This window comes from Epilithonimonas arachidiradicis (assembly GCF_003610695.1).
Classification (GTDB): domain Bacteria; phylum Bacteroidota; class Bacteroidia; order Flavobacteriales; family Weeksellaceae; genus Epilithonimonas; species Epilithonimonas arachidiradicis.
The window spans coordinates 371,310-394,404 of the sequence record NZ_RAQH01000003.1; the positions used below are offsets into that span (position 1 = coordinate 371,310).

Annotated in this window: 22 protein-coding genes; 15 read left to right on the forward strand and 7 right to left on the reverse strand. The window is 34.7% G+C overall.

The annotated features are described in order from the left end of the window. Positions 1-57 precede the first annotated feature (57 nt). From BXY58_RS07525 to BXY58_RS07550, 6 genes are all read left to right on the forward strand, one after another. Entirely contained in the window at positions 58-783 is a 726-nt protein-coding gene (locus BXY58_RS07525) for an SAM-dependent methyltransferase (protein WP_120213231.1), read from the forward strand. A 67-nt stretch (positions 784-850) separates the two neighbouring features. After that, complete coding sequence (locus BXY58_RS07530; RefSeq protein WP_120213232.1) at positions 851-1,546, forward strand: ZIP family metal transporter; 696 nt, start codon at positions 851-853, stop codon at positions 1,544-1,546. A gap of 165 nt (positions 1,547-1,711) precedes the next feature. Next, positions 1,712-2,086, forward strand: a complete 375-nt coding sequence (gene ytxJ / locus BXY58_RS07535) for a bacillithiol system redox-active protein YtxJ (RefSeq protein ID WP_120213233.1) — start codon at positions 1,712-1,714, stop codon at positions 2,084-2,086. A 34-nt stretch (positions 2,087-2,120) separates the two neighbouring features. Beyond that, positions 2,121-2,714 (forward strand): Crp/Fnr family transcriptional regulator, encoded by a 594-nt coding sequence (locus BXY58_RS07540; RefSeq protein WP_120213234.1) that lies wholly within the window; start codon positions 2,121-2,123, stop codon positions 2,712-2,714. Between the two features lies 1 nt (position 2,715). Continuing rightward, complete coding sequence (locus BXY58_RS07545; protein ID WP_229728382.1) at positions 2,716-3,216, forward strand: thermonuclease family protein; 501 nt, start codon at positions 2,716-2,718, stop codon at positions 3,214-3,216. Next, positions 3,213-3,659, forward strand: a complete 447-nt coding sequence (locus BXY58_RS07550) for a GNAT family N-acetyltransferase (RefSeq protein ID WP_120213236.1) — start codon at positions 3,213-3,215, stop codon at positions 3,657-3,659. The genes BXY58_RS07545 and BXY58_RS07550 overlap by 4 nt, the downstream gene beginning before the upstream one ends. 45 nt (positions 3,660-3,704) lie before the next feature. Here BXY58_RS07550 and BXY58_RS07555 read toward each other — a convergent pair whose 3' ends face one another. From BXY58_RS07555 to BXY58_RS07565, 3 genes are all read right to left on the reverse strand, one after another. Further along, entirely contained in the window at positions 3,705-3,953 is a 249-nt protein-coding gene (locus BXY58_RS07555) for a DUF6952 family protein (RefSeq protein ID WP_120213237.1), read from the reverse strand. A 52-nt stretch (positions 3,954-4,005) separates the two neighbouring features. Beyond that, positions 4,006-4,317 (reverse strand): thioredoxin family protein, encoded by a 312-nt coding sequence (locus BXY58_RS07560; RefSeq protein WP_120213238.1) that lies wholly within the window; start codon positions 4,315-4,317, stop codon positions 4,006-4,008. Between the two features lie 102 nt (positions 4,318-4,419). After that, positions 4,420-5,052 (reverse strand): peroxiredoxin, encoded by a 633-nt coding sequence (locus BXY58_RS07565; protein WP_120213239.1) that lies wholly within the window; start codon positions 5,050-5,052, stop codon positions 4,420-4,422. A 586-nt stretch (positions 5,053-5,638) separates the two neighbouring features. On the opposite strand from BXY58_RS07565, the gene BXY58_RS07570 reads away from it, so the two are divergent. Together BXY58_RS07570 and BXY58_RS07575 are read left to right on the forward strand one after the other, a co-directional pair. Next, positions 5,639-6,628 (forward strand): hypothetical protein, encoded by a 990-nt coding sequence (locus tag BXY58_RS07570; protein ID WP_120213240.1) that lies wholly within the window; start codon positions 5,639-5,641, stop codon positions 6,626-6,628. Between the two features lie 17 nt (positions 6,629-6,645). Further along, positions 6,646-7,095: a T9SS type A sorting domain-containing protein gene (locus tag BXY58_RS07575; protein WP_120213241.1), complete on the forward strand. Its 450-nt coding sequence runs from the start codon at positions 6,646-6,648 to the stop codon at positions 7,093-7,095. 63 nt (positions 7,096-7,158) lie between these two features. On the opposite strand, the gene BXY58_RS07580 is transcribed toward BXY58_RS07575, so the two are convergent. After that, positions 7,159-8,349: a pyridoxal phosphate-dependent aminotransferase gene (locus BXY58_RS07580; protein WP_120213242.1), complete on the reverse strand. Its 1,191-nt coding sequence runs from the start codon at positions 8,347-8,349 to the stop codon at positions 7,159-7,161. A 284-nt stretch (positions 8,350-8,633) separates the two neighbouring features. Between BXY58_RS07580 and BXY58_RS07585 the strand changes: the two genes are divergently transcribed. The 5 genes from BXY58_RS07585 (at position 8,634) to BXY58_RS07605 (ending at position 18,175) form a co-directional block, all read left to right on the forward strand. Next, positions 8,634-9,878 carry a LuxR C-terminal-related transcriptional regulator gene (locus BXY58_RS07585; protein ID WP_120213243.1) on the forward strand — a complete coding sequence of 415 codons (1,245 nt, stop codon included), beginning with the start codon at positions 8,634-8,636 and terminating at the stop codon, positions 9,876-9,878. A gap of 326 nt (positions 9,879-10,204) precedes the next feature. Next, positions 10,205-14,038 carry an Ig-like domain-containing protein gene (locus BXY58_RS07590; protein WP_120213244.1) on the forward strand — a complete coding sequence of 1,278 codons (3,834 nt, stop codon included), beginning with the start codon at positions 10,205-10,207 and terminating at the stop codon, positions 14,036-14,038. 84 nt (positions 14,039-14,122) lie between these two features. Next, a complete protein-coding gene (rsmG, locus tag BXY58_RS07595) occupies positions 14,123-14,758 on the forward strand; it encodes a 16S rRNA (guanine(527)-N(7))-methyltransferase RsmG (protein WP_120213245.1) in 636 nt (211 codons plus the stop codon). Positions 14,759-14,772: 14 nt separating this feature from the next. Continuing rightward, a complete protein-coding gene (locus BXY58_RS07600) occupies positions 14,773-15,192 on the forward strand; it encodes a hypothetical protein (protein ID WP_147366823.1) in 420 nt (139 codons plus the stop codon). A gap of 289 nt (positions 15,193-15,481) precedes the next feature. After that, positions 15,482-18,175: a PD-(D/E)XK nuclease family protein gene (locus tag BXY58_RS07605; protein ID WP_120213247.1), complete on the forward strand. Its 2,694-nt coding sequence runs from the start codon at positions 15,482-15,484 to the stop codon at positions 18,173-18,175. Positions 18,176-18,266: 91 nt separating this feature from the next. Here the strand turns inward: BXY58_RS07605 and BXY58_RS07610 are convergent, their stop codons facing one another. From BXY58_RS07610 to BXY58_RS07620, 3 genes are all read right to left on the reverse strand, one after another. Then, on the reverse strand, positions 18,267-18,917 hold the full coding sequence (locus tag BXY58_RS07610; RefSeq protein ID WP_120213248.1) for a peptidoglycan recognition protein family protein: 651 nt from the start codon (positions 18,915-18,917) through the stop codon (positions 18,267-18,269). A 145-nt stretch (positions 18,918-19,062) separates the two neighbouring features. Continuing rightward, positions 19,063-19,635 (reverse strand): DUF1287 domain-containing protein, encoded by a 573-nt coding sequence (locus tag BXY58_RS07615; RefSeq protein ID WP_120213274.1) that lies wholly within the window; start codon positions 19,633-19,635, stop codon positions 19,063-19,065. A 127-nt stretch (positions 19,636-19,762) separates the two neighbouring features. After that, complete coding sequence (locus BXY58_RS07620) at positions 19,763-20,944, reverse strand: acyl-CoA dehydrogenase family protein (RefSeq protein WP_120213275.1); 1,182 nt, start codon at positions 20,942-20,944, stop codon at positions 19,763-19,765. Between the two features lie 532 nt (positions 20,945-21,476). Here BXY58_RS07620 and BXY58_RS07625 point away from each other — a divergent pair. Both BXY58_RS07625 and BXY58_RS17205 read left to right on the forward strand, forming a co-directional pair. Further along, entirely contained in the window at positions 21,477-22,814 is a 1,338-nt protein-coding gene (locus tag BXY58_RS07625) for a hypothetical protein (protein WP_120213249.1), read from the forward strand. A gap of 105 nt (positions 22,815-22,919) precedes the next feature. Continuing rightward, positions 22,920-23,095: helix-turn-helix domain-containing protein (locus BXY58_RS17205; protein ID WP_147366825.1), on the forward strand; the 176-nt coding region annotated here is incomplete at its 3' end.

Here is a 23,095-nt window from a genome sequence, read left to right on the forward strand (position 1 = left end):
TAGAAAATCTCTTCCTTAATCTGCGGGTCTCACATCTATTTTCCTTATTTTTGCAAGATGCAATGGTTCGAAGAATGGTTTGATACACCATATTATCATATTTTATACAGCAACCGGGATTATCAGGAAGCCGAAAATTTTCTGAATCTGTTAACCGGTTTTCTGAAACTCGAGAAAAACTCAACAATAATTGATTTGGCTTGCGGAAAGGGCAGACATTCGGTGTATCTGAATAAGCTTGGTTACAATGTTCTAGGACTGGATTTGTCCGAACAAAGTATCAGTTATGATAAGCAATTCGAAAATGACGCTTTGAAATTTCGAGTTCACGATATGAGAAATAGGATTGAAACCGAACCTGTTGATGCGGTTTTTAACTTGTTTACAAGCTTTGGATATTTCGAAACGGAAGAAGAAGACAAAAGTGTTTTTCGCTCTGTTTCCGATGCTCTGAAAAATGAAGGTTATTTTGTCCTTGATTTCCTGAATGCAGAATACGTAAAAAGTGTGATTACACCAAAAGCTACTGTTGAAAAGGAAAACATCACATTCAATATCAAAAAACATATTGAAGGCGAATATATACTGAAGGAAATCGATTTTGAAGACCAGGGAAAGCAATTTCATTTCTTTGAACGTGTTAAGCTGACTTCGCCTGAAAGAATCCTGAAATTTGCTGATGAATTTGGATTTGAATTAATCCAGCGCTGGGGCGATTATCAGCTTAATGATTTTGATGAAAAGAGTTCCCAAAGATGTATTAACTTATTTAGAAAACGTTAGAAGTTAGAAGATGGATGGTGAAAGATTTCCAGTATTTTACATCCAGCTTCCATTTTAAATTTAGTTTATGATAATTATTCTATTAATTTTAAGTGTTCTGATCGGTGTTTTTCTCGGAAAGTATTTCGGGAGCAAACAACAATTCGCTAAAAATCTTTTGATTCTAAGTGCCGGTTTCCTGATAACGATTTGTTTAAATGAGGTTTTTCCGGAAGTTTATCATTCCGAAGACCATAATATCGGGATTTTTGTGATCCTCGGTGTTTTGATCCAGATGTTGCTGGAAAGCTTGACCAAAGGTTTTGAACACGGGCATCTTCATCATCATTCGGATGAACACTCGATTATTCCTGTTGCTTTGATTATCGGACTGTTTGTTCACGCTTTTATAGAAGGGATCCCTTTGTCACACGAGAAAGAAACGTTATCTCCTTATTTGCTAGGAATTCTGTTTCATAACATTCCGATTTCCTTTGTTTTGGGAAGTTTCTTAGCACACAGCAAAAATTTCTCTACCAAATTCTGGCTGATTGTTCTCGTTTTTGCCTTAGCTTCGCCTTTGGGAATGCTTTTAGGAAAATACTTTGACGAAAATCTGAAAGTCTATTTCTTAGCCGTAGTTGGTGGGATTTTCCTTCATATTTCTTCCGTCATTATTTTTGAAAGCAACAAGAACCACAAGATGGACTGGCAAAAGATTGTTCTGGTCATTTGCGGAATTGTTTTGGCATTAGGCGGACATTTGTTTCATCATCATCAATAAAAAACCACAAAAGAAATATTGAAATTATTTTAATTTCTATTATCAACTGGATTTTTGAAATTACAAATTTGAAGAGAAATTTTGTGATTTTTAAGGTGAATAAAAAACGTAATATTTATTTTTCTATTTTGATAGGAAAATCATAATTTTACTCAAATCGATTTTATGGGATTTTTAGATCAAATATTTGGTAAAAAAGAAGAGCAGGACCAGACCAAAAGTCTTTGGAAAAAAATTGAATCTGAAAAGGATTTAGACTTGGCAGTTGAGAAATCCTCTCAGCAAAAAGTCTTGATTTTCAAACATTCTACACGTTGTTTTATCAGTAAAACTGTGTTGAAAAATTTTGAAAAGCAAATGCAAAACTCGGATAAAAATTATGCCTTTTATTTTTTGGATTTGCTAGCTCACAGAAATTTATCAAATGAAATAGAATCCCGTTTTGATGTTGTTCACCAGAGTCCGCAGCTTATCGTTTTGGAAAATGGAAAACCAACTCACAACGCATCTCATCAAAATATTGATTTGGACACAGTTTAATTATTAATCTTCCCATTAAACACAATCAACACAAATGGAATATCAGAATTTCCGCAATCATCTTTCTCAAATACTAGGCGTTCCCATTGGAAGCTTAGAACTATGTTCATCTTTTTATGAAATCAAAGAAGTTAAGAAAAACGAAATCATCCTGAGAGAAGGCGAGATTTCTGACTGTACTTTTTTTGTGGAAAAAGGGTTGTTGAGAATGTATTCTATAGACAAGGCAGGGAAGGAACACGTGATACAATTTGCACCGGAAAACTGGATTATTTCGGATACAACCAGCCAGTTGCTTAATGAAAAATCGAGATTCTATATAGAAGCCATCGAAGAAAGTACGATTGTTGTGACAAGAGAAGGTTTTTTTGAAAATCTTTCGAAAATCTATCCTGATGTTGCCGAGAAAAATCAAAGATTGATGTTTAATCACATCAAAAATCTCCAAAATAGAGTGAATGCCTTGATCAGCACAACTGCAGAAGAGCGCTATCTCGATTTCCTGAAAAAATATCCAAATCTGATGCTACGTGCGCCACAATGGATGGTAGCTTCTTACCTTGGAATTACGCCGGAAAGTTTGAGCCGTGTAAGAAAAGAATTGGCTAAAAAGAAATTTGAGATTTAATTTGAGTAAATTTTTAGCATTAATTCTATTTTCGATTTTCAGTTTTGGACAATGTCAATTAAAGGAAAATCTTAGTCATAAAACATTTTCTGCAAAAGTAATAGGGATTTCTGATGGCGATACAATGGAAGTTCTTTACAAGAAAAATCCATTTAAAATTCGTCTTGCTCACATCGATTCGCCGGAGAAAAGAGGAACTCAGCCTTTTGGTAATCAGGCAAAACAAGCTTTATCTAATCTTTGTTTTGGAAGAATTGTCACAGTTCAAGCAGGGAAATATGACCGATATAAACGGTTGATTGCAATCATCATTAATGATAAAGGTCAAAATGTGAATAAACAAATGCTACAACAAGGAATGGCTTGGCATTATATAAAATATTCCAAGGATTCTTCTTATGCAAAACTGGAAAACGAAGCTCGAGAAAATAGAGTAGGACTTTGGAAAGATAACGCTCCGATTGCGCCTTGGCTCTGGAGAGAAAATAAAAAGAAAAAATGAATCCCGAAATTTTAAAAGCAAACATCTCCGACATCCCTGAATTATGCGAAATGATGAAGGATTTCTATGCGATTGATTTATATCCTTTTGATAAAGAAGTAACGACTGATAATTTCGTAAAGTTCATCAACAATGATAATTACGGCCATTGTTTTAAAGTTGTTTTTGAAGGCGAAATTGCAGGTTATATTATTTTGGCTAAGTATTTCAGTTTTGAATTTGGTGGCGAGATTCTTTTCTTGGACGAATTATTTATAAAACCGGAATTCCAAGGGAAATCTCTGGGCAAAAAAGCGTTAGAGTTTGTGAAGGATTATTCTGTTGAAAATAACTTCAAAGTAGTCTTATTGGAAATAGAAAATCATAATGATAAAGCTAAAAAACTTTATGAACATTATGGTTTCCAAAATCATAAAAGAAGTTTGATGATTCTTAAAAACTAAAAAGGCTTTAGAAATTCTAAAGCCTTTTATTATAAAAGTTAACTTTTATTTGTCGATAGAACCCATTACTTTTTGAGCAAATGAATTCAATGCGTCTTTTTCGCTCATCCCATTATTTACATTGGCGTGAACTTCCAAAGCGCCGCAAATGTTTGTGATGAGTTCGCCAGCAACATTCATATCTTCTTCAGAAACATTACGGAACTCGCAGAAGCTTTCTAAAACTTCCAAAGTCGCTTCCAGTTTTTCCGGTGTTTGATTCTGATAAAACTGTCTTATGATTGGTAATTTCATTTTAATAAATTTATAAATTATAAGATTGAGAGATTAAGAAATTTCTTAATTTTTAATCTTTTAATTCGCTGAATAGATTGTTAAGACTTTCAGCCTGATTGGTTTGAACCTGATTTTTTAAAACACCACCTTCAAATGCTGCAAAAGTCGGTAGATTATCAACTGTTGCCAATTTTCTGCTTTCCGGCAACTTTTCTGCATCCACATAATAAAATGGAATATCTTCGTTTTCTGCAGCCAGTTTTTTGAACTTTGGTTTCATAATTCTGCAGTTCCCACACCAGGTTGCACCATACTGTACCATTACTTTGTCATTCTCCTGGATGATCTGTTGTAATGTGTCTCCTGTAAGTTCTATGTACATTTTTGTGATTTTTAAATGTGATAATTATTGATTTGAAAATATGATGATTTGTTAATAAGTTGATAAAAACAAATCATCATATGATCTCGTCGTCAAATCGATTTAGTTTTTGCTGAAGTATTCTGCTACGCCAGTTCTGTTAGCGTTCATTGCATCTTTACCTTCTTCCCAGTTGGCTGGACAAACTTCTCCGTGTTTTTGAACGTGTGCATAAGCATCGATAAGACGAAGATATTCTTTCACATTTCTACCAAGAGGCATATCGTTTACAGATTCGTGGAAGATTTTTCCAGTTTCGTCAATCAGATAAGTTGCTCTGTAAGTGACGTTAGAGCCTGTGAAAACTTCATTTCCTTCTTCATCGTATTCCAGATCCTGATCTACGATTCCAAGGATGTTTGCCAATTGTCTGTGCGTGTCAGCAAGAATAGGATAAGTTACACCTTCGATTCCGCCGTTGTCTTTTGGCGTATTCAACCAAGCGAAGTGAACCTCGTTGGTATCGCAAGAAGCACCAATGACGATGGTATTTCTCTTTTGGAATTCTGGTAAAGCTTCCTGAAAAGCGTGTAGTTCCGTTGGGCAAACAAAAGTAAAATCTTTTGGATACCAGAACAAAATTACTTTTTGCTGATTATTAACCGCTTCTTCAAATACATTGATCTTAAGATCATCACCCATTTCACTCATTGCATCGATCGCAACATTCGGGAATAATTTACCTACTAATGACATAATATTTAAGTTTAAATTGTTGTTTAAAATTTGATAGTGCGAAATTACAAAGATTTTGTGAATTGAAAATTAATTTATCATTTATAAAATCTATTAACACGAAAGAGGTGTAACTAACAGTGTTATCAATTGATGATTGATGAGCATATTTTAATTTAATCAATAATTAAGCTTCTGATTACAATGCATTATTAAACAATTGATTAATCTTTTGAACGGAAGAAATTAGAAATTATATTTTTTTACAATCAAACAAATATTGAGAAAAGAATTTTAAAAAGATATTTATCATTTGACCGTTGCTAGAATTATTTTTTTTAATATTCATAACATTTAAATAACTAAATAAGGTTCATTAATACAAAATCACCGTTTATGGTTTTATATTGCTGATAATTAGATGTTTATATGATTTTATAAACTATCGTAATTATATAATTTTCAATAATTATGGTATAGTTTCACTATGATAGTGCCTTCAATCTTGATAATTTAGTTTTCGAAATAAAGGATAAAATATCCAATGGCAGGTTGAAATCAGGATATTTTATTTCCATTTTAAAATTTAATTAACAATTACAACTTTATGAGAAAACTTAACTTTTTAGCCATTTTATTAGGCGGTCTTCTTTCAGCTCAGGCTACATTTTCATTGGTCAAAGATATCTATCCGGGCGCTGTTGGCTCAATACCATCTAACTTAACAGTTTATAACGGCAAAATGTATTTCGGTGCTGCGTCTACAGTTAATGGTTCAAGTATCGGTACAGAATTATGGGAAAGTGACGGAACTGAGGCCGGTACTAAGCTTGTATCAGACATCATGCCAGGAAACAGTTCTTCGACGCCCAATGCAATGTATGTATACAATGATAAGCTATATTTTACCAGTGCGGCTGTGATCAATGGATCAAGTAATTTTAACGTATTTATGTCTTATGACAGTGCTAATGGTGTACAGAATGTTTCAACAACAGTTAAATCGCCATCCAATTATACTGTAATCGGCAACAGACTTTATTTTAAAGCGACAAATTCTGCTGTTACGCCTACAGCTTCTAGATTGTATTATTTTGATTCTAATAATCAACCGGTTATTGCAGATGATAATACGAACGTAGCATTAATTGCCGGTGTAGGGAATCAGATTCTGGCAACTGCTCAATACATGAATGCATCCAATATTTACAATTATCAGCTTTTTGCCTATGATGGAACGGCTTTGAACTTGCTTAAAACCATCAATCCTTCAGCTATGGCTTATCCTCAGCTTTACTATACCAGTTCTGTATTAGGTAAAACGATTTTTAATGCGGTTGGACCCAATGGCAACGAACCATATGTTACAGATGGAACAGAGCAGGGTACAATGATGCTAAAAGATATCAATACTACCAATGCATCTGCCGGTTCTTTCACTCAGAATTTTATTGATTTTAAAGGAAAAGTATTTTTTACAGGTTCTGACGGTAATACAACGGGAACTGAAATGTACACTACGGACGGAACTGCTGCAGGAACTGTTTTGTTCAAAGATTTTGTACGGGTTCAGGAGGTTCTGCTCCAGAAAAGCTAACCGTTTTTAATGATAAATTGTATTTCTTTATTACCAATGTCGGGAATGTAAAACAGCTTTGGGAGTGCGATGGAACTGTTGAAGGGACTAAAATGCTGGCCGAAGTCAATACAATTACCGGTTTGTATGTGTACAATAATAATCTTTATTTCTCTGGCAGAGTAAGTATCGCAGACAATATTGGTGCCGAACTCTATAAGGTGAACCTTCCGGATGCAACATTAGCCGCTTCTGATATTTCTAAATCTGAGGTTAAAATTTATCCAAATCCATCAAAAGGGACTTTCTTCGTTAGCGGTGTAAAATCCGGTACATTCGAGATGTTTGACTACTCAGGACGAATGGTAAAAGCTGGGAAAATTAATGAAGGGAAAGTGTCAGCGAATGCAGCTGCAGGAAACTATATCCTGAAAGTGAAATCAACAGACAATAAAATCAGCCAGTCTCAAAAAGTGGTGATTCAATAAATTGTAAAAATGAAATCAAAGGCTGACTATCCGGTCAGCCTTTTGATTTTTTGAAGATGGTGATTAAAACTGTTCCACACATTCTTTTATTCTTTTCATTGCTTCTCGCAATTCTTTTTCCGAAGCTGCATAAGAAAAACGGATGCATTCCGGGCTTCCGAAACTTACACCGCCCACACAGGCAACATTGGCATTTTCTAAAAGAAACATTGCGAAATCATCAGAGTCCTTGATTTCTGTTCCGTTCAGGTTTTTACCGATGAAGTAAGAGATATCCGGGAAGAAGTAGAAGGCACTTTTTGGAAGATTGCATTTGAACCCTTTGATGTCTTTCATCAAATCGAAAACCAGGTCACGTCTTTTATGGAACTCAGTAATCATATATTGCAGTTCCGACGGATCCATTTGCAAAGCCGTGATAGATGCTCTTTGGGCTACAGTATTGGCTCCGCTGGTCATTTGCCCTTGGACTTTGTCACAAGCTTTTGCCAACCAATCCGGACACGCAGAGTAACCGATTCTCCAGCCTGTCATAGCAAAAGCTTTACTCATCCCGTTAATAACGGCTGTCTGTCCATAAACCTGCGGAAAACTTGCAATAGAAACATGTTTTCCTTCATAGTTGATAAACTCGTAGATCTCGTCAGAGATGATGGTGATATCCGGGTATTTTGCAATGACATTAGCGATGGCTTCCAACTCTTCTCCGATGTAAAAGCTTCCGGACGGATTACACGGTGAGCTGTAAAGAAGTGCTTTGGTTTTCGGTGTAATCGCTTTTTCCAATTGTTCCGCGGTGATTTTGAATTCGGTGTCAATAGATGTTTGAATAAAAACCGAAGTTCCACCGACTAATTTTACCATCTCATCATAACTTACCCAATATGGTGCCGGTAAAATTACTTCGTCACCATCATTAATGATTGCTGATAAAACATTAATTATAGACTGTTTTGCACCGTTGGAAACACAAATTTGTGTTGGTTTATAATCGAGCTGATTATCTCTTTTTAATTTTTCTGATATGGCTTGTCTCAGTTCCAAGAAACCCGGAACGGGAGAGTAATGGCTGTAATTTTCATTAATGGCATCAAAAGCAGCCTGTTTAATTTTTTGAGGGACATCAAAATCCGGTTCGCCCAAGGTTAAACTGATTACGTCTATTCCGGCGGCTTTCATCTCACGCGCTTTGTTGCTCATTACGAAGGTCTGAGAATAACTCAGTCTGTTCAGTCTATCAGAAATTTTACTCATTATTATTTAAAAATTAGATTTAGAGACAAATATAATTGATTTAAATCTATAAGCTGAATGGTTTGTTAATAAAAATTGAAGTGTCAGGTTGAAAATTCTCTGAGTGGGATAAAATACTGCAATTAAAAGATGTGATATTGATAATAAGTATATAATTAATTAAAAAATAAATTATTTATTGAGAAATAATAGATATAATTAATTATTTTTGCATTTATCTTTAAACTATTGTTTATAGTTTCGAATGAGACTGAAAACGGTTAATTAATACACACAAAACATTGATGAATCTTAATTTAACAAGGTATCTATTAGGCTTTTTTATACTCTTTTCAATATTTTTTTCCGCTAAAGATCTTAACCTCAATTCTATTGAGGAAGAAATTATTAAGAATAACAGAGAAGGAAAACATCAGCTTTCGCAAAAGAAACTTTCCGACATATTATTATCCGGAGACCTGAACAAAGAAGAAGAAGCTAATATCCTGTTTCTAATGGCAACAACATATCGTAGTGTCAATGATTATATGATGTGCATCGATTATCTTAACAAAGCGAGTGCAATTGCCAAACAGCTGCCGGAAGACAATCTCTTGCGAATGAAACTTGATTATGAGTATGCTTTTGTGTACTTTGATAATAATCAATATGACAAGTCTGAGGAAGTGATGAAAAGGATTGCGGCTAAAAAGTACCTCAATTCTTATCCGGAAGATAATTCTTATATCCTGATGCAGGAAGGCTATCTTTTCCTGCTTAAAAAACAATACAACGAGGCAGAAAAGAAGTATTATGATGCACTGAAAATAATGCAGGCAGCCAACTCTTGTAATCTTCCTATTGTCTATGCAAAACTGATGAATCTCTACAGCAAGAAAAAAAATATTGCCAAAGCAGAAGAGATCTATGATGTAAGTATGCGAGTATCAGATAGTTGTAATGTTTTGAAATACAAGATTTTCACTGCTTCCGAAATGGAGAGAATCTATAAGGAGAATAATCTTTTTGGCAAAGCTTACTTGATTGGCTCGGAATTGGATTCGCTCAGGAGACTGGAAAATCAGGAAGTCAAGATTTCTGAGATGCACATTGTTGATAAGGCTTATACAGAAAAAGAGCAATTAATAAAGGAAAAATCTGATATCTGGAAAAGAACAGTCGTTTTGAGTGTTATCATTCTAATTGCTCTATTGGCTTTGATCTATTTTTATAAAAAGAACAGAAAGATCAAAAGAGATAAACTGTTGATGAGAGATGAGTTGGAGCAAATGAAACAGGAGCTCGATTCCTATTCTCAAAATTCTGAAAATCTAACGGATTCTGGAAGATATTTTTTCTTAACGTCGGATGATTTAACAGACCGTCAAAAAGAACTCTTAATTCATCTTGCGGATGGTTTGTCAAATAAGGAAATCGCAGAAAAATTATTTATAAGTGAAAATACTGTAAAGTATCATACCAAGAATATTTATAATATTTTGAACATCAAAGATCGCAAAGATTTCTTCCAAAAGTTAAGAAATAACTAATTTACGACCTACTACATTACCCCTACATCTACGTAAAAACACCTACTACATTGCCCATACAAAGACTATCCTAAGGGATAGTTTTTGCTTTATTCATAAGGGTTTAGCATTAAAAAATTTAGTTTCTGTATTATTATCAATAATTTTGCGATCAGTTTAGTAAAGACACAAATGCGGAAGATTGACAATTAAGAAAGAAGCTATCTTTTTGGAATAAGATTTAACCAAATCTGTCAAATTAAGGCTTGAAAATTTCTTACCATATGTTAATATTTATTTTGAATCTGTAATTTAATTTTGCACGCTCTAAAAACCACTTAAGAACGATGAAAAAACACTACATTTTATTCTTTGCATTATTTTTCGCAAATCTTTTTTTTGCACAGACAGAACTAGTAAGATGGACTAAAAATGATCTCACACCAACTACTGCAAGCAATATTACCGCACAAAATATAACAACTGCTGGTGGAGTATCTGTAGTCCCAACTTCTTGGAGTGAAACTTTTTTCCTGATATCAGGACTATCATCATCCAGTACAATTGATACAAGTAAATATATTCAATTTACTGTAAATCCCAACAATTATTATAAAATTAATCTTGGAAATCTAAACCTAACATTCAGAAATCAAGGTGGAACATCAAAATTTGAAATCAGATATTCTACCAATTCAGATTTTTCTAATCCACAAACTCTGTTGTCACGAAGTGTAAATGGAGGCAGCTGGCAGACTATATCACAGAGCTTTAATAATCTTATGTTGGCTTCTGGGAAAACGCTTTATGTGCGTTTATACATCTACGATACTTATAATAATTTTCATTTATCATATACTCCAAATGGCGGGACAGGAACCGGACCTAATATTACAGGTACGGTTTCCGTAGACACACCAGTTGTTCCGACAGCTAATAACGACAGCTATACGGCTTATAAAAACAATGAATCTGTACTGGATATTTTAAGTAATGATGTTTCTACTACAGCGATTAACGGAATTACAATAACACAGCAGCCAGCTCACGGAACAATAACTGTGAATGGAACTACCAATGTTATTTACAAACCGGTAACCGGCTATACAGGAACAGATTCCTTCAAATATAAAATCAGCAATACCACTGGTTTATCGAATGAAGCTACTGTTAGTCTTACAGTTGCCAACAATGTTGATACAGCTTTGACCAGATGGAATAATTCTAACTATACTCCAAGTGTGTATAATACGCAGGTTGTGGTTGGGAATATGACTTCTACGGTAACTCAGTCATATGTTCAAAATATCAGTCTGAGTGGATACAACGCTTTTCAGACCAATGGTTGGCCGGACAAAAATGCTGAGACTATTGACAAATCAAAATATATTCAGTTTACGATCAGCCCAAAAAATGGATATAAACTGAATCTTTCTGAGTTTAATTTCCTTTGTTTAACGCAAGGTGGTGATGCTAAAATCAAAATCGATTACTCTTTAAACAGCAGTTTTACGACAGCTTTCAATGTATTGCCGGAAACAACAGTTACAAGCACTTTAAAAGAAATATCATTAACGAATTTCTCGAAACCAATTGCAACAGACGGGCAGGTTTTATATCTGAGAGTTTATGTTTACAATACTTGGAATGCTTTCCAGATCCTTTTGAAAAACGGAGATAATGTTGGCCCTGCATTCATAGGTAATGTAGAGTTCAGTTCAACGGCACCTATTGCGTACGATGATTCTGTAACCAATATCGTTAATAATGATATCGATATCAATGTGCTGATTAATGATGATTACAGTAACAAAATCAATACATTAACATACACACAACCATCCCACGGTACAACATCACTTAACGCAGACAGAAGCATCAATTATATTCCTGCAAAAGATTATGTTGGAGCAGATTCTTTCTCATATTACATTACCAACGAATATGGTGTTTCAAACACAGCAACAGTAAGCATCAATAATACTGTAAATACATCTTCACCACTTATCCGTTGGGATCAGAACAACTTTACGGCTACTGCTTTTCAGTCGTTCATCAGCTCTACAACAATGACAACAACTGGCGGAATGACAGTTGCAGTTGGTGGAGAGACTAATCCGAAGGCTTATTATCTGGAAAGTAATGGCAATACTGCCACAATCAATACCAATAGATATGCACAGTTTATTTTGGATAATACAAGTCAGAATAAAACAATTGAACCGAAAACATTCAGTTATGTTGCTAAAGGTACAAATGGTGCAACTTATGAATTGAGATATTCTAAAAATGCGGATTTTTCTGATTATTCAGTGCTTAAAACCGGTACAGTTACAAATGCATATACTTTGAATACTTCTAATTTTGCTGATGGATTGAAAGTAGGACCTAATGAGAAATTGTATATCAGATTGTATTTCTACAATACAAGTTATATGCAGTATGTTTTCCAATATCTTCCTGGTGGTTCAGGCCCTGAGATTAGCGGTATCTTCTACAACTATGTGTTTGCTTCTAATGATACAATCTGGCGAAATGCAGCTCATCCGCATTGGAGTAACGGAACACCAACAGCAACTAAGAATGCGATTATTGAAACGAATTACGATACAGCAACATATGGTAACTTCGAAAGTAATAATCTGACGATCAGCACTGGAGGAACATTGACTGTTAAAGCAGGTGGTTTTGTGACAGTTAATGGTCAGATTGCAAATAACACAACCGCTAGTTCTTTTGCCATTGAGCACAATGCTAATCTTTTACAAAAGAGTAATGCTCAGAATACTGGGAACATAACAGTTAAAAAATCAGCGATTATTCCAAAACTAGGGTTCAACTATTGGTCAACACCGGTAACGGGGCAGAATTTGTATCAATTTTCCGAAGGCTACAATCAGGCAACGACAACAGGAACCGGCACACCTTGGAACAGATTCTTTGTATATAATGAAGCAAATGATTACTTTGTAACAACAATTGCTAATGAGATTACATTGAACTCTTCATCTGTCTTTCAAGCGGGAAGAGGCTATGCAATCCGCGGAAAAAACAGCTTTCCGGAAACTGTTACTGTAACATCTCCTGCTTCTAATTTTGAATTTGTAGGAACACCTCAAAATGGCGATATTACATCTTATAATTTGAAGTGGACGAATGCTACACACGGTTACAATTTGGTTGGTAATCCTTACCCTTCCAACATCAGTTTTGATGATTTCTTTGCACAGAACAGCACCAAAATTTATGGTATCGCTTATTTCTGGACCAATAATGATGGACAAGTTTTAAATCAACAGAGCAGTAATTATAATGGTAACAACTATGCTATTGCAACGGTGGTTGGAGGAACTTCGGCAACGTATTACGGATCAAATAACGGAAAGCCAAATGGTAATATTTCTGTAGGACAGGGCTTTATAATCCAGGCTAAGCAGGCAGGTAAAAACCAACCATTGGTTTTCACAAACTCAATGAGAAATACTAACGTTGCCAATTATTATAATAAATCAGCTGTACAGAAAAACAGGTTCTGGTTAGAATTCAAATCACCGACAAATGTCAATAACGAAATATTAATCGGATATATCAATAACGCAACAGATGCTTTTGACAGTGATTATGATGCAGATCTTTTATCAATCGGAAACGATTCTTTCTGGAGCGTATTAGATAATCATAAATTAGCGATCCAGGCAAAAGGTGCTAACTTCGATACAGAAGATCAGGTGAAGCTAGGTTTCAAAGCTTCTACTTCAGGAAACTTTACAATATCATTAACAGACAGAGATGGGATTTTCGATGCAAACCAAACAGTTTATCTGAAGGATAAGTACATCAATAAGGCATTTGATATTACAACAACGCCATATACCTTCTATACGAATTCCGGGCAGTACGAAGACAGATTTGAAGTGGTTTACAAAACAGTGGAAACACTAGGAACCGATAATATTGCGAAAAACGGGATCATCATTTCTAAAAATACAGAAAACTTCGTAGTGAAGTCGGACGAAAATCTGGATGAAGTGAGTCTCTACGATTCTGTTGGAAGATTATTATACAACACAAAAAATGGGAAGAAGGAAGTTTTAATTAATAAAACAAACCTTGCAGAAGGGATGTATATTATAAAAGTGAATTCTAGAAATACAACGATGACTAAAAAAGTTTTAAAATAAACACTTAAAACTTTGAAATTTAAAACCATCATTTATTTGATGGTTTTTTTGTTTCCATACTATTAAAATTCATAATTTCGCCTTATGTCTCTAGATTTAATTTTAAAATATTTCCCCGATATTACCAGCGAACAAAAAAAACAGTTTGCCGAACTCGAAACCTTGTACAAGGACTGGAACGAGAAAATCAACGTAATTTCCAGAAAAGATACAGACAGTCTTTATGAGAAGCACATTCTTCATTCGTTAGGCATCGCTAAGGTGATGGAGTTCGCAGATGGAACCAAAGTTCTGGACATCGGAACCGGCGGCGGATTTCCGGGGATTCCTTTGGCTATTCTCTTCCCAAATGTCCAATTCACGCTGGTGGACAGCATCGGAAAAAAAATAACAGTCGTGAAAGGAGTTGCCGAGAGTCTTGGCCTGAAAAATGTTACAGCTTATCATATGAGAGCTGAACAGCTGAAAGAGAAATTTCATTTCGTGGTCAGCAGAGCGGTAACCCAAATGCCGGTTTTCTTAACGTGGCTGAGAGGAAAATTTGAAAAAGAACAAATCAATCCTAAGCACAATGGCGTCCTTTATTTGAAAGGTGGTGATCTCGCGGAAGAGCTTGCAGGATTGAAATGCGAGATTTTCAATTTGAAAAATTATTTCGAAGGAGAATTTTTTGATACGAAAAAAGTAGTTTACCTGTCAAAAGGACATTTTAATAACTAAAATAAGAAACGATTATGAAGAATGTATTTATTTTATCAGTATTAGCCGTATTTTCAACAATGCTGATGTCTTGCCACGACAACGATGATTATTCGGAAATCACCAACGTTTATGCAACCAAGGTGGACAGCGTTCACATCCCGATGGATACAATGGCGCTGGGCGTTACGCAGGAGATGAAGTTATATTCCACATTTACCAGAACCTGCGAAGGAATCTATAGCTACGATTATCAGTACACCAACGACTCTGTAAGAACAGTTGCCAATTTCGCTTACAAAACCAATGATGTTTGTGGCAGCGGAACCTATGTTGACGGAAGTAGGGTTAACTTCAAACCGACAAAAACAGGAACTTACACATTCAAATTCTGGACAGGAAAAGACACTAGTGGAGCTAACACTTTCTTGGAAAGAAAAGTAGTTGTAGAATAGATTTTAAGGAGCTTAATCCCGCTTTCCACTATATCTTTTTTGTTATTGCGAACAAAGTGAAGCCATTTATAAAAACATTCAACCACGCAATAACAAAAAAGGATGCCGTTACAATCGGGGCTAGGTTTGTCATTACATAGGAATTCAAGTCCTTTGATGAGTTTACGTCTTTGCGAACTTAAAAACGATTAGTAGTTAAAATACTTTTGCGGACTTTGCGTTTAAAATATGCTTCAAGTCAACAAAAAAATAATTAAATTGAGCCTTTAAGTTTTTAAAGGCTTTTTTTATGCAGTTTCTTCAGAAGATCATTTCAGAATTATTAGAAAATCGTCACGACATTTCCGGATTGGATATTGTTCTTCCTGGAAAAAGACCAATGGTTTTCATCAAAAGAATCCTGAAGGAAAAACATTACCAAGGACTATTACCCAACTTCGTCACCATAGACGAACTCATCGCAGAATTGTCAGAAAATGTAGAAATCAAGGGCATTGCGCTTTGGTTATTTGCATTCCGTATTTATAATAAAATTGATGCTTCCGAAGATTTTTCCGGTTTCCTGAAATGGTTTCCGACTTTGCAAAAAGATTGGGACGATATGATGAAATTCTCCGATGATGATCAGAAAATCCTTCTTTGGATGCTCGATGAAGAACGCATCAAAAATTGGGGAGAAAATCTTGGTGATGACGACAATCCAAGAAAACGAAACCTCAATTTCTGGCGAAAAATGAACGAATTTCTCCCACTTCTGAAATCGGAACTGAAGAAAGAAAATCTCGCCACTTCCGGAATGTTATATCAGGACGCTTTTTCAGCAATTGAGAATTTTGCCAAACAAACCAATCGGCAGTTTGTTTTTTGTGGATTTAATGCGTTGTCAAGAGTGGAAGAGCAATTGGTAAGACAGCTTTTGCAGTGGAACAAAGCTGAAACTTATTTCCAGGCCGACCAATATTATATTGATGACGAAAGACAGGAATCCGGGAAGTTCCTGCGAGAAACTTTGAAGTGGAAAGAATTTAATGACAGCAGGGACTTCAAATGGATAGAAAATCAATTTTCTCAGCCAAAAAACATAAAGACTTACGAAGTTTCGGGAAACATTGTTCAGGCGAAATTTCTTCCCGAAATCCTAAAAAAAATTCCGAAAAAAGAATTATCAGAAACAGCTTTAGTTCTGCTGGATGAAAATCTTTTACCCGCAGTTTTAGACAGTTTAAATGTTGTTGAAAGCGTAAATATCACAATGGGATTTCCATTGAAGAATCTGTCTTTCAGTAATGCAATCAAAAAGGTGTTCTATCTTCAGAAACAGCAGGAAAAAAAAACCTCAAGCTATTATTACGCCGATGTGTTGCCAATCCTGGAAGAACTGCCAAACGACGAAAAAGATTCTGAAATTATCCGAAATTTTATCTTTTCAATTGAAGAAAGAAACATCGTTTATATTTCTAAAACCTTGTTGCAGGAATTACTTGGAAACCTTAGTTATTTCCAGCTTTTACAGAAACCCGAAAACTATCAGACATTTTTAGATTTGTTGATTAAGTTCTGTTACGAGCTCAAATTCAAGGAATTGGATGATATTCAGTATGAGAATATTGCGTTGTTTGAGAATGTTTTCAAAATCATCAAAAATCAATTATTACCTTATCAGATTGATGTCAAAATAGAAACTTTAGAAGTTCTCATCAATCAATTGGTTAATTCAGAAAGTATTGATTTTGTGGGTGAACCGTTGGCTGGATTCCAGATTATGGGGCTTTTGGAGACGCGTCTTTTGAACTTCAAGAATATAATATTGTTATCTGTCAACGAAGGAAAATTACCTTTAGGAAATACACAAAACACTTACATTCCATTTGATGTCCGCAAGAATTTTGGTTTGAATACTTTTCTTGAAAATGACAGTATTTATGCTTATCACTTTTACCGATTGATTCAGAATTCGGAAAATGTTCATTTGCTTTATAATGCATTGAGTTCCGGTGTTAATACAGGCGAAAAAAGCCGTTTTATCACCCAATTGGAAATGGAAAGCCCACACCATATCGAACATATCATTATCGAAAATTCCTCGGAACCAATTGCTCAGGAGCTGATGAAAATCGAGAAGAATGAAGAAGTAATGCGACTTTTGAACGAATGGAAAAACCGTGTTTCACCATCACATCTCGTGACCTATCTTTATAATCCGATTGATTTCTATCTTAATAATCTGCTTAAAACCAGAGAAACCAACGAAATAGAAGAAGAATTGTCGCAAAGAAATTATGGGAATTTAGTTCATTATGCATTGCAATTTTTACACGAACCAATTAAAGGTAAAATATTATCGGTTAATGATTTAGAAGATTTACTTCAACAAACAGATTCAGCAATTGATTTTGCCATTGGAAAGCTCAAACATCAGCAGGAATTTTATGAACGGGGAATGAATTACATCCACAAAGAAATTGCTAAAAGGGTAGTGCGCAATATTGTAGAATATGATTTGGAATTGGTGAAAAATGGTTCTGCTTTGGAGATTCTGGATTTGGAAAAAGAAATCAATTGTGATTTTTTCTTGGATGAAAATCAAACAGACAAAATCAGTTTCTACGGTTTTATTGATAGAATCGACAAGTTGGACGGAGTTACAAGAGTGATTGATTACAAAACGGCAAAACCGAAAAATTTAACAATTAATCTTGGTAAAAACAAAGAAGAAAAACTGCCGGAATTATTTTTCCGAGACGATTACAAACAAGCTTTGCAGCTTTCGATTTATAAATATTGTATCAGGAACGTTTTGAACATCAATCCTGATAATATCGAAACGGCAATCTGGTCTTTTGCAGAAGTCAATAATGGTCCACAAAAACTTAACTTTATTGACATCGAAGATTCTGAAGTGGAGGATTCTATCAGAAACTTGATTTTTGAAATCCTGAATTCTGAGGTGCCTTTTGAGGAAAAAGAGAAGGTGAGTTGGTAAATTACTTCTAAAGGCTTCGACTCCGCTCAGCCTGACAATGGTGAACGACTATTATTAGAGATGTCACACAGAGCGGAGTCGAAGTGTCTAATCAAGGTTGACTTTTCAGTTTCAAATCAATTACTTTTGCTCTTACTTTTTTCATAAAATCAGAACCCGGGTCTTCTTTACCGGTAAAATATTTAGAATCCGTTTCTTTCCAAAGTTTAGAATTCCTAAAAACACCATATTCCGAATGCCCGATGAGATATTCAATCGGATATTTTTTTGCAAGATATTTGACTAATTCTACATTGGCTTCAACTTGCTTATCGGTCAAAGGTTGAGATTTACTTCCGATATTTTCTATACCAATGGCGCAATAATTCAATCCAATCGTATGTCTTGCAAACAATTCTGGATCAACCAATTGATAAACCGTTCCGTCTCTGTCAACTAGAAAATGAGCAGAAACATTGAGAGAACTTTGTTTCTTAAGTGTTGCTCTTTGGTTTTCCAGATATAAATTGTTGAAGTATCTGAAATTCGACTCAATAGTTCCACCAGCGGTGTAATGCAGAACAATGATTTTAGGTGTGATATTCGGGGTTTTCTGGATTAAATTGTGATGGTCTTTCATATAATCCAGACTCAGCTTCATTCTTTCTTTGGAATAATCAATCGGTTTCTGAATGATTTTAAGGTTTTGAGCCTGGAATAGAAAGCAAAAACTCAGAAATAAAAGTTGGAAAATCCTTTTCATTATAAATATTTATAAACCACAAAAGTCACAAAAGTTTTTTAGATTAACAAAAAGATAAAATAAGTAGCGGTTATAAACTCTTTTTTGTTCTTTTTTAATATCCATAATAGTAATGTCTTTTGTGACTTTTGTGGTTCAATATCTTCTACTTAGAATATTGATAATGCCCCGTAATCGTCCAATCAAAAAGACAATCCTGTAAAACCTGCCCAGCTCCGATATTATGAGAAATCAAATATCGTTTGCCATCTGCTGATTTTTTATTGACAACAATTCCGATATGTGTCAGATTTTTAGGTAAATCCCAGGTTACAATATCGCCCGGAACATAATCTTTGGCATCATTTGTAATAGGCTTTACTTTCCCAAATCTCGAAAAGAAAACCATCAGATTCGGAACACGCCTGTGATCGATATTGGTATCAGGTCTTTTCAATCCCCATTTCTTTGGATATTTGGAGAAATTCTTTGCCATATCTTCGTGGACTTCCTTCTGCAAATCGATTCCCAATTCTCTGTAAGCTCTGATGACAACATCTGTACAAACACCTTTCCCTGCAGGCACATCGCCATTCGGATATTTTATATTAAAATAAGTAGGATCATAAACGACTTTGTCTTTAGTCAGATTAATAGCAGCATTGGAGAGTTTGGTTTGAAAATTTTGTCCAAAAATAGTGATCGAAACGAAGAATAGAATGACGAAGTATTTTTTCATATTAAGTTTTTTTAAATCACAAATACAAACAATAAATCTTTTGTGGCTTTTGTAGTTTATATCTGAACGAAAAAACCTGCGAAAATATTCCGCAGGTTTTGTAAAAATATATAAGATTGATTTAGTTTTATCCGAAGGCATTGATGCCGGTAATATCCATCCCGGTAATCAAAAGGTGGATGTCGTGGGTTCCTTCGTAGGTAATTACGGATTCTAGATTGGCAGCGTGGCGCATCATCGGGAATTCTCCCATTATTCCCATTCCTCCTAACATTTGTCGGGATTCTCTGGCAATATCAATCGCCATTTTGACATTATTTCTTTTCGCCATAGAGATTTGTGCTGGCGATGCTTTATGCGCATTTTTCAGATTTCCTAACTGTAGGCAAAGCAATTGCGCTTTGGTAATTTCAGTTAAAAATTCCGCTAATTTTTTTTGCTGAAGCTGGAAAGAAGCAATCGGTTTTCCGAATTGTTTTCTTTCTTTAGTATATTGAACAGCCGTGCAATAACAGTCAATTGCGGCTCCAATTACACCCCAAGAAATCCCATATCTCGCTGAATTAAGGCAAGACAATGGTCCTTTCAAACCTTCAATATTAGGAAGTAGATTTTCTTTCGGAACTTTCACATTGTTGAAAACCAGTTCTCCGGTTTTTGATGCTCGCAGACTCCATTTGTTATGAGTTGTCGGTGTTGTGAAACCTTCCATTCCGCGTTCCAGAATCATTCCTCTTACTTTTCCGTCTTCGCCTTTTGCCCATACTACGGCAATATCTGCAACAGGAGAGTTGGTAATCCACATCTTGGCACCATTTAAAAGGTAGTGGTCGCCTTGGTCTGTGAATTTGGATTCCATAGAAGAAGGGTCGGAGCCGTGGTTAGGCTCTGTCAAACCAAAACATCCAATCAAATCACCTGAAGCCAACTTCGGGAGGTATTTTCTTTTTTGCTCCTCGGAACCGTATTCGAAAATAGGAAACATTACTAAAGAAGACTGAACAGAAGCCGCAGAACGAACCGCCGAATCACCTCTTTCCAATTCCTGCATTATGAGTCCATAAGAGATTTGGTCAAGTCCCGGACCGCCGTATTCCTCAGGAATGTATGGACCAAGTGCTCCGATATTTCCCAATTCTTTCATCAATCCTGGGATATCCGTATGATTTTGTGCCGCTTCATCAATCTGTGGCATTACAAAACTCTCCACCCAGCTTCTTACAGAATCGCGGATAAGCTTGTGTTCTTCGGTCAAAAGAGCGTCTATGGAGTAATAATCTGGTATGCTTGTTAACGGGTAATATGACATTGTTTTTGTTTTGCCTAAAAATAAAGCTTTTCCTGAATTACCAAAATAGATTGTTAACAAATAATTCATTTTCTGATTAATTGCATTTTTCTAATTATAAATTTCAAGGGAAATCTCTGCAATACTCATCAATACTCATCATTTTGATAAAGTCAATATTCTGTAGAGGGTGGTTCAGGAGGGGGGTACCCCTGGTTCCGAACCACCCTTTGCCCGGTTGTGAAATGGTTGCAACCGGTCTCGAAGTACCTGAGACTGGTTGTACAACTGGTCACACCCACTTACCTAACCATCTTTGGGTGGTTCTCAACCGCCAGAGACCACTTGGGTAACCGCCTGCAACCAGTTATTGAAGTGGCTACAGGTGGTTCTGAACCGGTTGCGACCACTTGAATAACCAACTTTTACCACTTCGGAAGTGGGTGAGGGTTGTTTTCTGTTGAATGATGTTGGAATTAATGTTATTTTTATGGCTGGATATTCACAAATTATAAATTTGTGATATCTCTTATTAATTATATAATTCGATTTAATGATATACAAATTTCTACCAATCATATTTTTTTTGACTTCATTTTTTTCCAATGCTCAGCTTGATGCTAGATATCCTTTTTTTTCTGATTCTCTTGATGATTATTATTATTTAAATTATGGAGTCAGTTTATGCAATCCAAAAGATGGAAATTATGAAGATGCGCTTAAGTTTTTGCAGGATGTCAATTTGAAAAAAAATTCTAAAAATGTAATTTATTTAGAATATCTGATAAGTTTTCAGACGGAAGGAAGATTAACAACTTTTGAAAAAATTAATAACTCTCAATTAAATGAAAAAGATAAAGACTTTTTGAAATTATGGCTATTTGCTGTTACACATAATGATAATGATTTTACAGAAGAGTTAAATAAGAATCAGAAAAAATATTATAATGATTTAGAAATCAAAAAAATTGATATAAGGAAAAAATTACAAGATCGACACGACTTAATCTATACAAACTTTGATATTAAAAGTATCTGTAACGATATTGATCAAGTAATTGCAAATCAAAAACTTTCCAAAGATGACGAACTATTTTTTTCTGCCTTAAAACTTGATTTTGAATATTATTTATCTGCAGATTCAAAAACTGTTAAAACTGAGAGAGACAGGATTTTAAAAGAATATTCTATGATTTGGAAACTCAATAAATCATATTTTAAAGATAATTATACTAAACTAAATTTCAAACTTAAATCAAATAATAGGACACATTATTTTGACCTTACAAATGAGGATGAACCTGATAATGGTATATTAGAAGACTACTTATTTATTATGTATGGTAATCCTATTCAGGATATAGCTGGAAGTGATAACAAAAAGTATATTGATTTTATAAATACCAATCCATTCTATTACGGTAAAGATGAAGGAGGCTTTAATTTGAGTGAAGGTAAATCGAATGTGAGTCCTAAAAAAATTAAAAGTAAGGAAAGCTTTGTGTTTTTTTTAAATGAAATAGAAAACATAATAAATAGATTTCCGGGTGCGGTTGGTCCTAAATATACATATATTGATGCACTTATAGTCAATAAAGAATATGTTTATTCTAAAGATATTGAGATTTATCAAACTAAATTTTTGAAAAGAATAATTGATATTTTTATTTTAAATCCCCGAGCCGATTTTGACAATCATTTTGATTATTTTAGAGATTTTCTTAAAGAAGATATAACGGATACGAATTCCAGTGATTATTACAAGCTGATATTTAAGCAAGTTAAACTAAATAATGAAAAAGAAATAAATAACTATATAAGGGATTTAGAGAAAAAAAACTCAAATAATGTGAATCTAAAGAATATAGCTAATGAATTTCATAATCTTTAAACCATAATGTAAATTACTAATTTTCGAATATTTAGTTGTAAAGTATCAATAGATCCGCTACAAAAATGACTTAAATTTATGGTGTAAAGTTTAAAAATTTTATCCATGAATAAACAGCAACAGCAAATAAAGGCTCGCAAAGATTGGCTTAAAATCTATTTAGAATCGGGATCTGTAACGAAAACAGCTTTACGTTGTGGAATTGCAAGATCAACACTTCACCGATGGATAAAAAGGTATAAAGAAGAAGGAGAACAAGGACTGTCAGATAAGTCAAGACG

What these genes read in the sequence shown, in the direction of transcription:
- BXY58_RS07555 (WP_120213237.1), bottom strand. Translation starts at nt 3,953, where the DNA reads ATGAAATTACCAATCATAAGACAGTTTTATCAGAATCAAACACCGGAA.
- BXY58_RS07540 (WP_120213234.1), top strand. Translation starts at nt 2,121, where the DNA reads ATGGAATATCAGAATTTCCGCAATCATCTTTCTCAAATACTAGGCGTT.
- BXY58_RS07610 (WP_120213248.1), bottom strand. Translation starts at nt 18,917, where the DNA reads ATGAAAAGGATTTTCCAACTTTTATTTCTGAGTTTTTGCTTTCTATTC.
- rsmG (WP_120213245.1), top strand. Translation starts at nt 14,123, where the DNA reads ATGTCTCTAGATTTAATTTTAAAATATTTCCCCGATATTACCAGCGAA.
- BXY58_RS07565 (WP_120213239.1), bottom strand. Translation starts at nt 5,052, where the DNA reads ATGTCATTAGTAGGTAAATTATTCCCGAATGTTGCGATCGATGCAATG.
- BXY58_RS07560 (WP_120213238.1), bottom strand. Translation starts at nt 4,317, where the DNA reads ATGTACATAGAACTTACAGGAGACACATTACAACAGATCATCCAGGAG.
- BXY58_RS07590 (WP_120213244.1), top strand. Translation starts at nt 10,205, where the DNA reads ATGAAAAAACACTACATTTTATTCTTTGCATTATTTTTCGCAAATCTT.
- BXY58_RS07625 (WP_120213249.1), top strand. Translation starts at nt 21,477, where the DNA reads ATGATATACAAATTTCTACCAATCATATTTTTTTTGACTTCATTTTTT.
- BXY58_RS07615 (WP_120213274.1), bottom strand. Translation starts at nt 19,635, where the DNA reads ATGAAAAAATACTTCGTCATTCTATTCTTCGTTTCGATCACTATTTTT.
- BXY58_RS07530 (WP_120213232.1), top strand. Translation starts at nt 851, where the DNA reads ATGATAATTATTCTATTAATTTTAAGTGTTCTGATCGGTGTTTTTCTC.
- BXY58_RS07605 (WP_120213247.1), top strand. Translation starts at nt 15,482, where the DNA reads ATGCAGTTTCTTCAGAAGATCATTTCAGAATTATTAGAAAATCGTCAC.
- BXY58_RS07525 (WP_120213231.1), top strand. Translation starts at nt 58, where the DNA reads ATGCAATGGTTCGAAGAATGGTTTGATACACCATATTATCATATTTTA.
- ytxJ (WP_120213233.1), top strand. Translation starts at nt 1,712, where the DNA reads ATGGGATTTTTAGATCAAATATTTGGTAAAAAAGAAGAGCAGGACCAG.
- BXY58_RS07585 (WP_120213243.1), top strand. Translation starts at nt 8,634, where the DNA reads ATGAATCTTAATTTAACAAGGTATCTATTAGGCTTTTTTATACTCTTT.
- BXY58_RS07600 (WP_147366823.1), top strand. Translation starts at nt 14,773, where the DNA reads ATGAAGAATGTATTTATTTTATCAGTATTAGCCGTATTTTCAACAATG.
- BXY58_RS07550 (WP_120213236.1), top strand. Translation starts at nt 3,213, where the DNA reads ATGAATCCCGAAATTTTAAAAGCAAACATCTCCGACATCCCTGAATTA.
- BXY58_RS07620 (WP_120213275.1), bottom strand. Translation starts at nt 20,944, where the DNA reads ATGTCATATTACCCGTTAACAAGCATACCAGATTATTACTCCATAGAC.
- BXY58_RS07580 (WP_120213242.1), bottom strand. Translation starts at nt 8,349, where the DNA reads ATGAGTAAAATTTCTGATAGACTGAACAGACTGAGTTATTCTCAGACC.
- BXY58_RS07570 (WP_120213240.1), top strand. Translation starts at nt 5,639, where the DNA reads ATGAGAAAACTTAACTTTTTAGCCATTTTATTAGGCGGTCTTCTTTCA.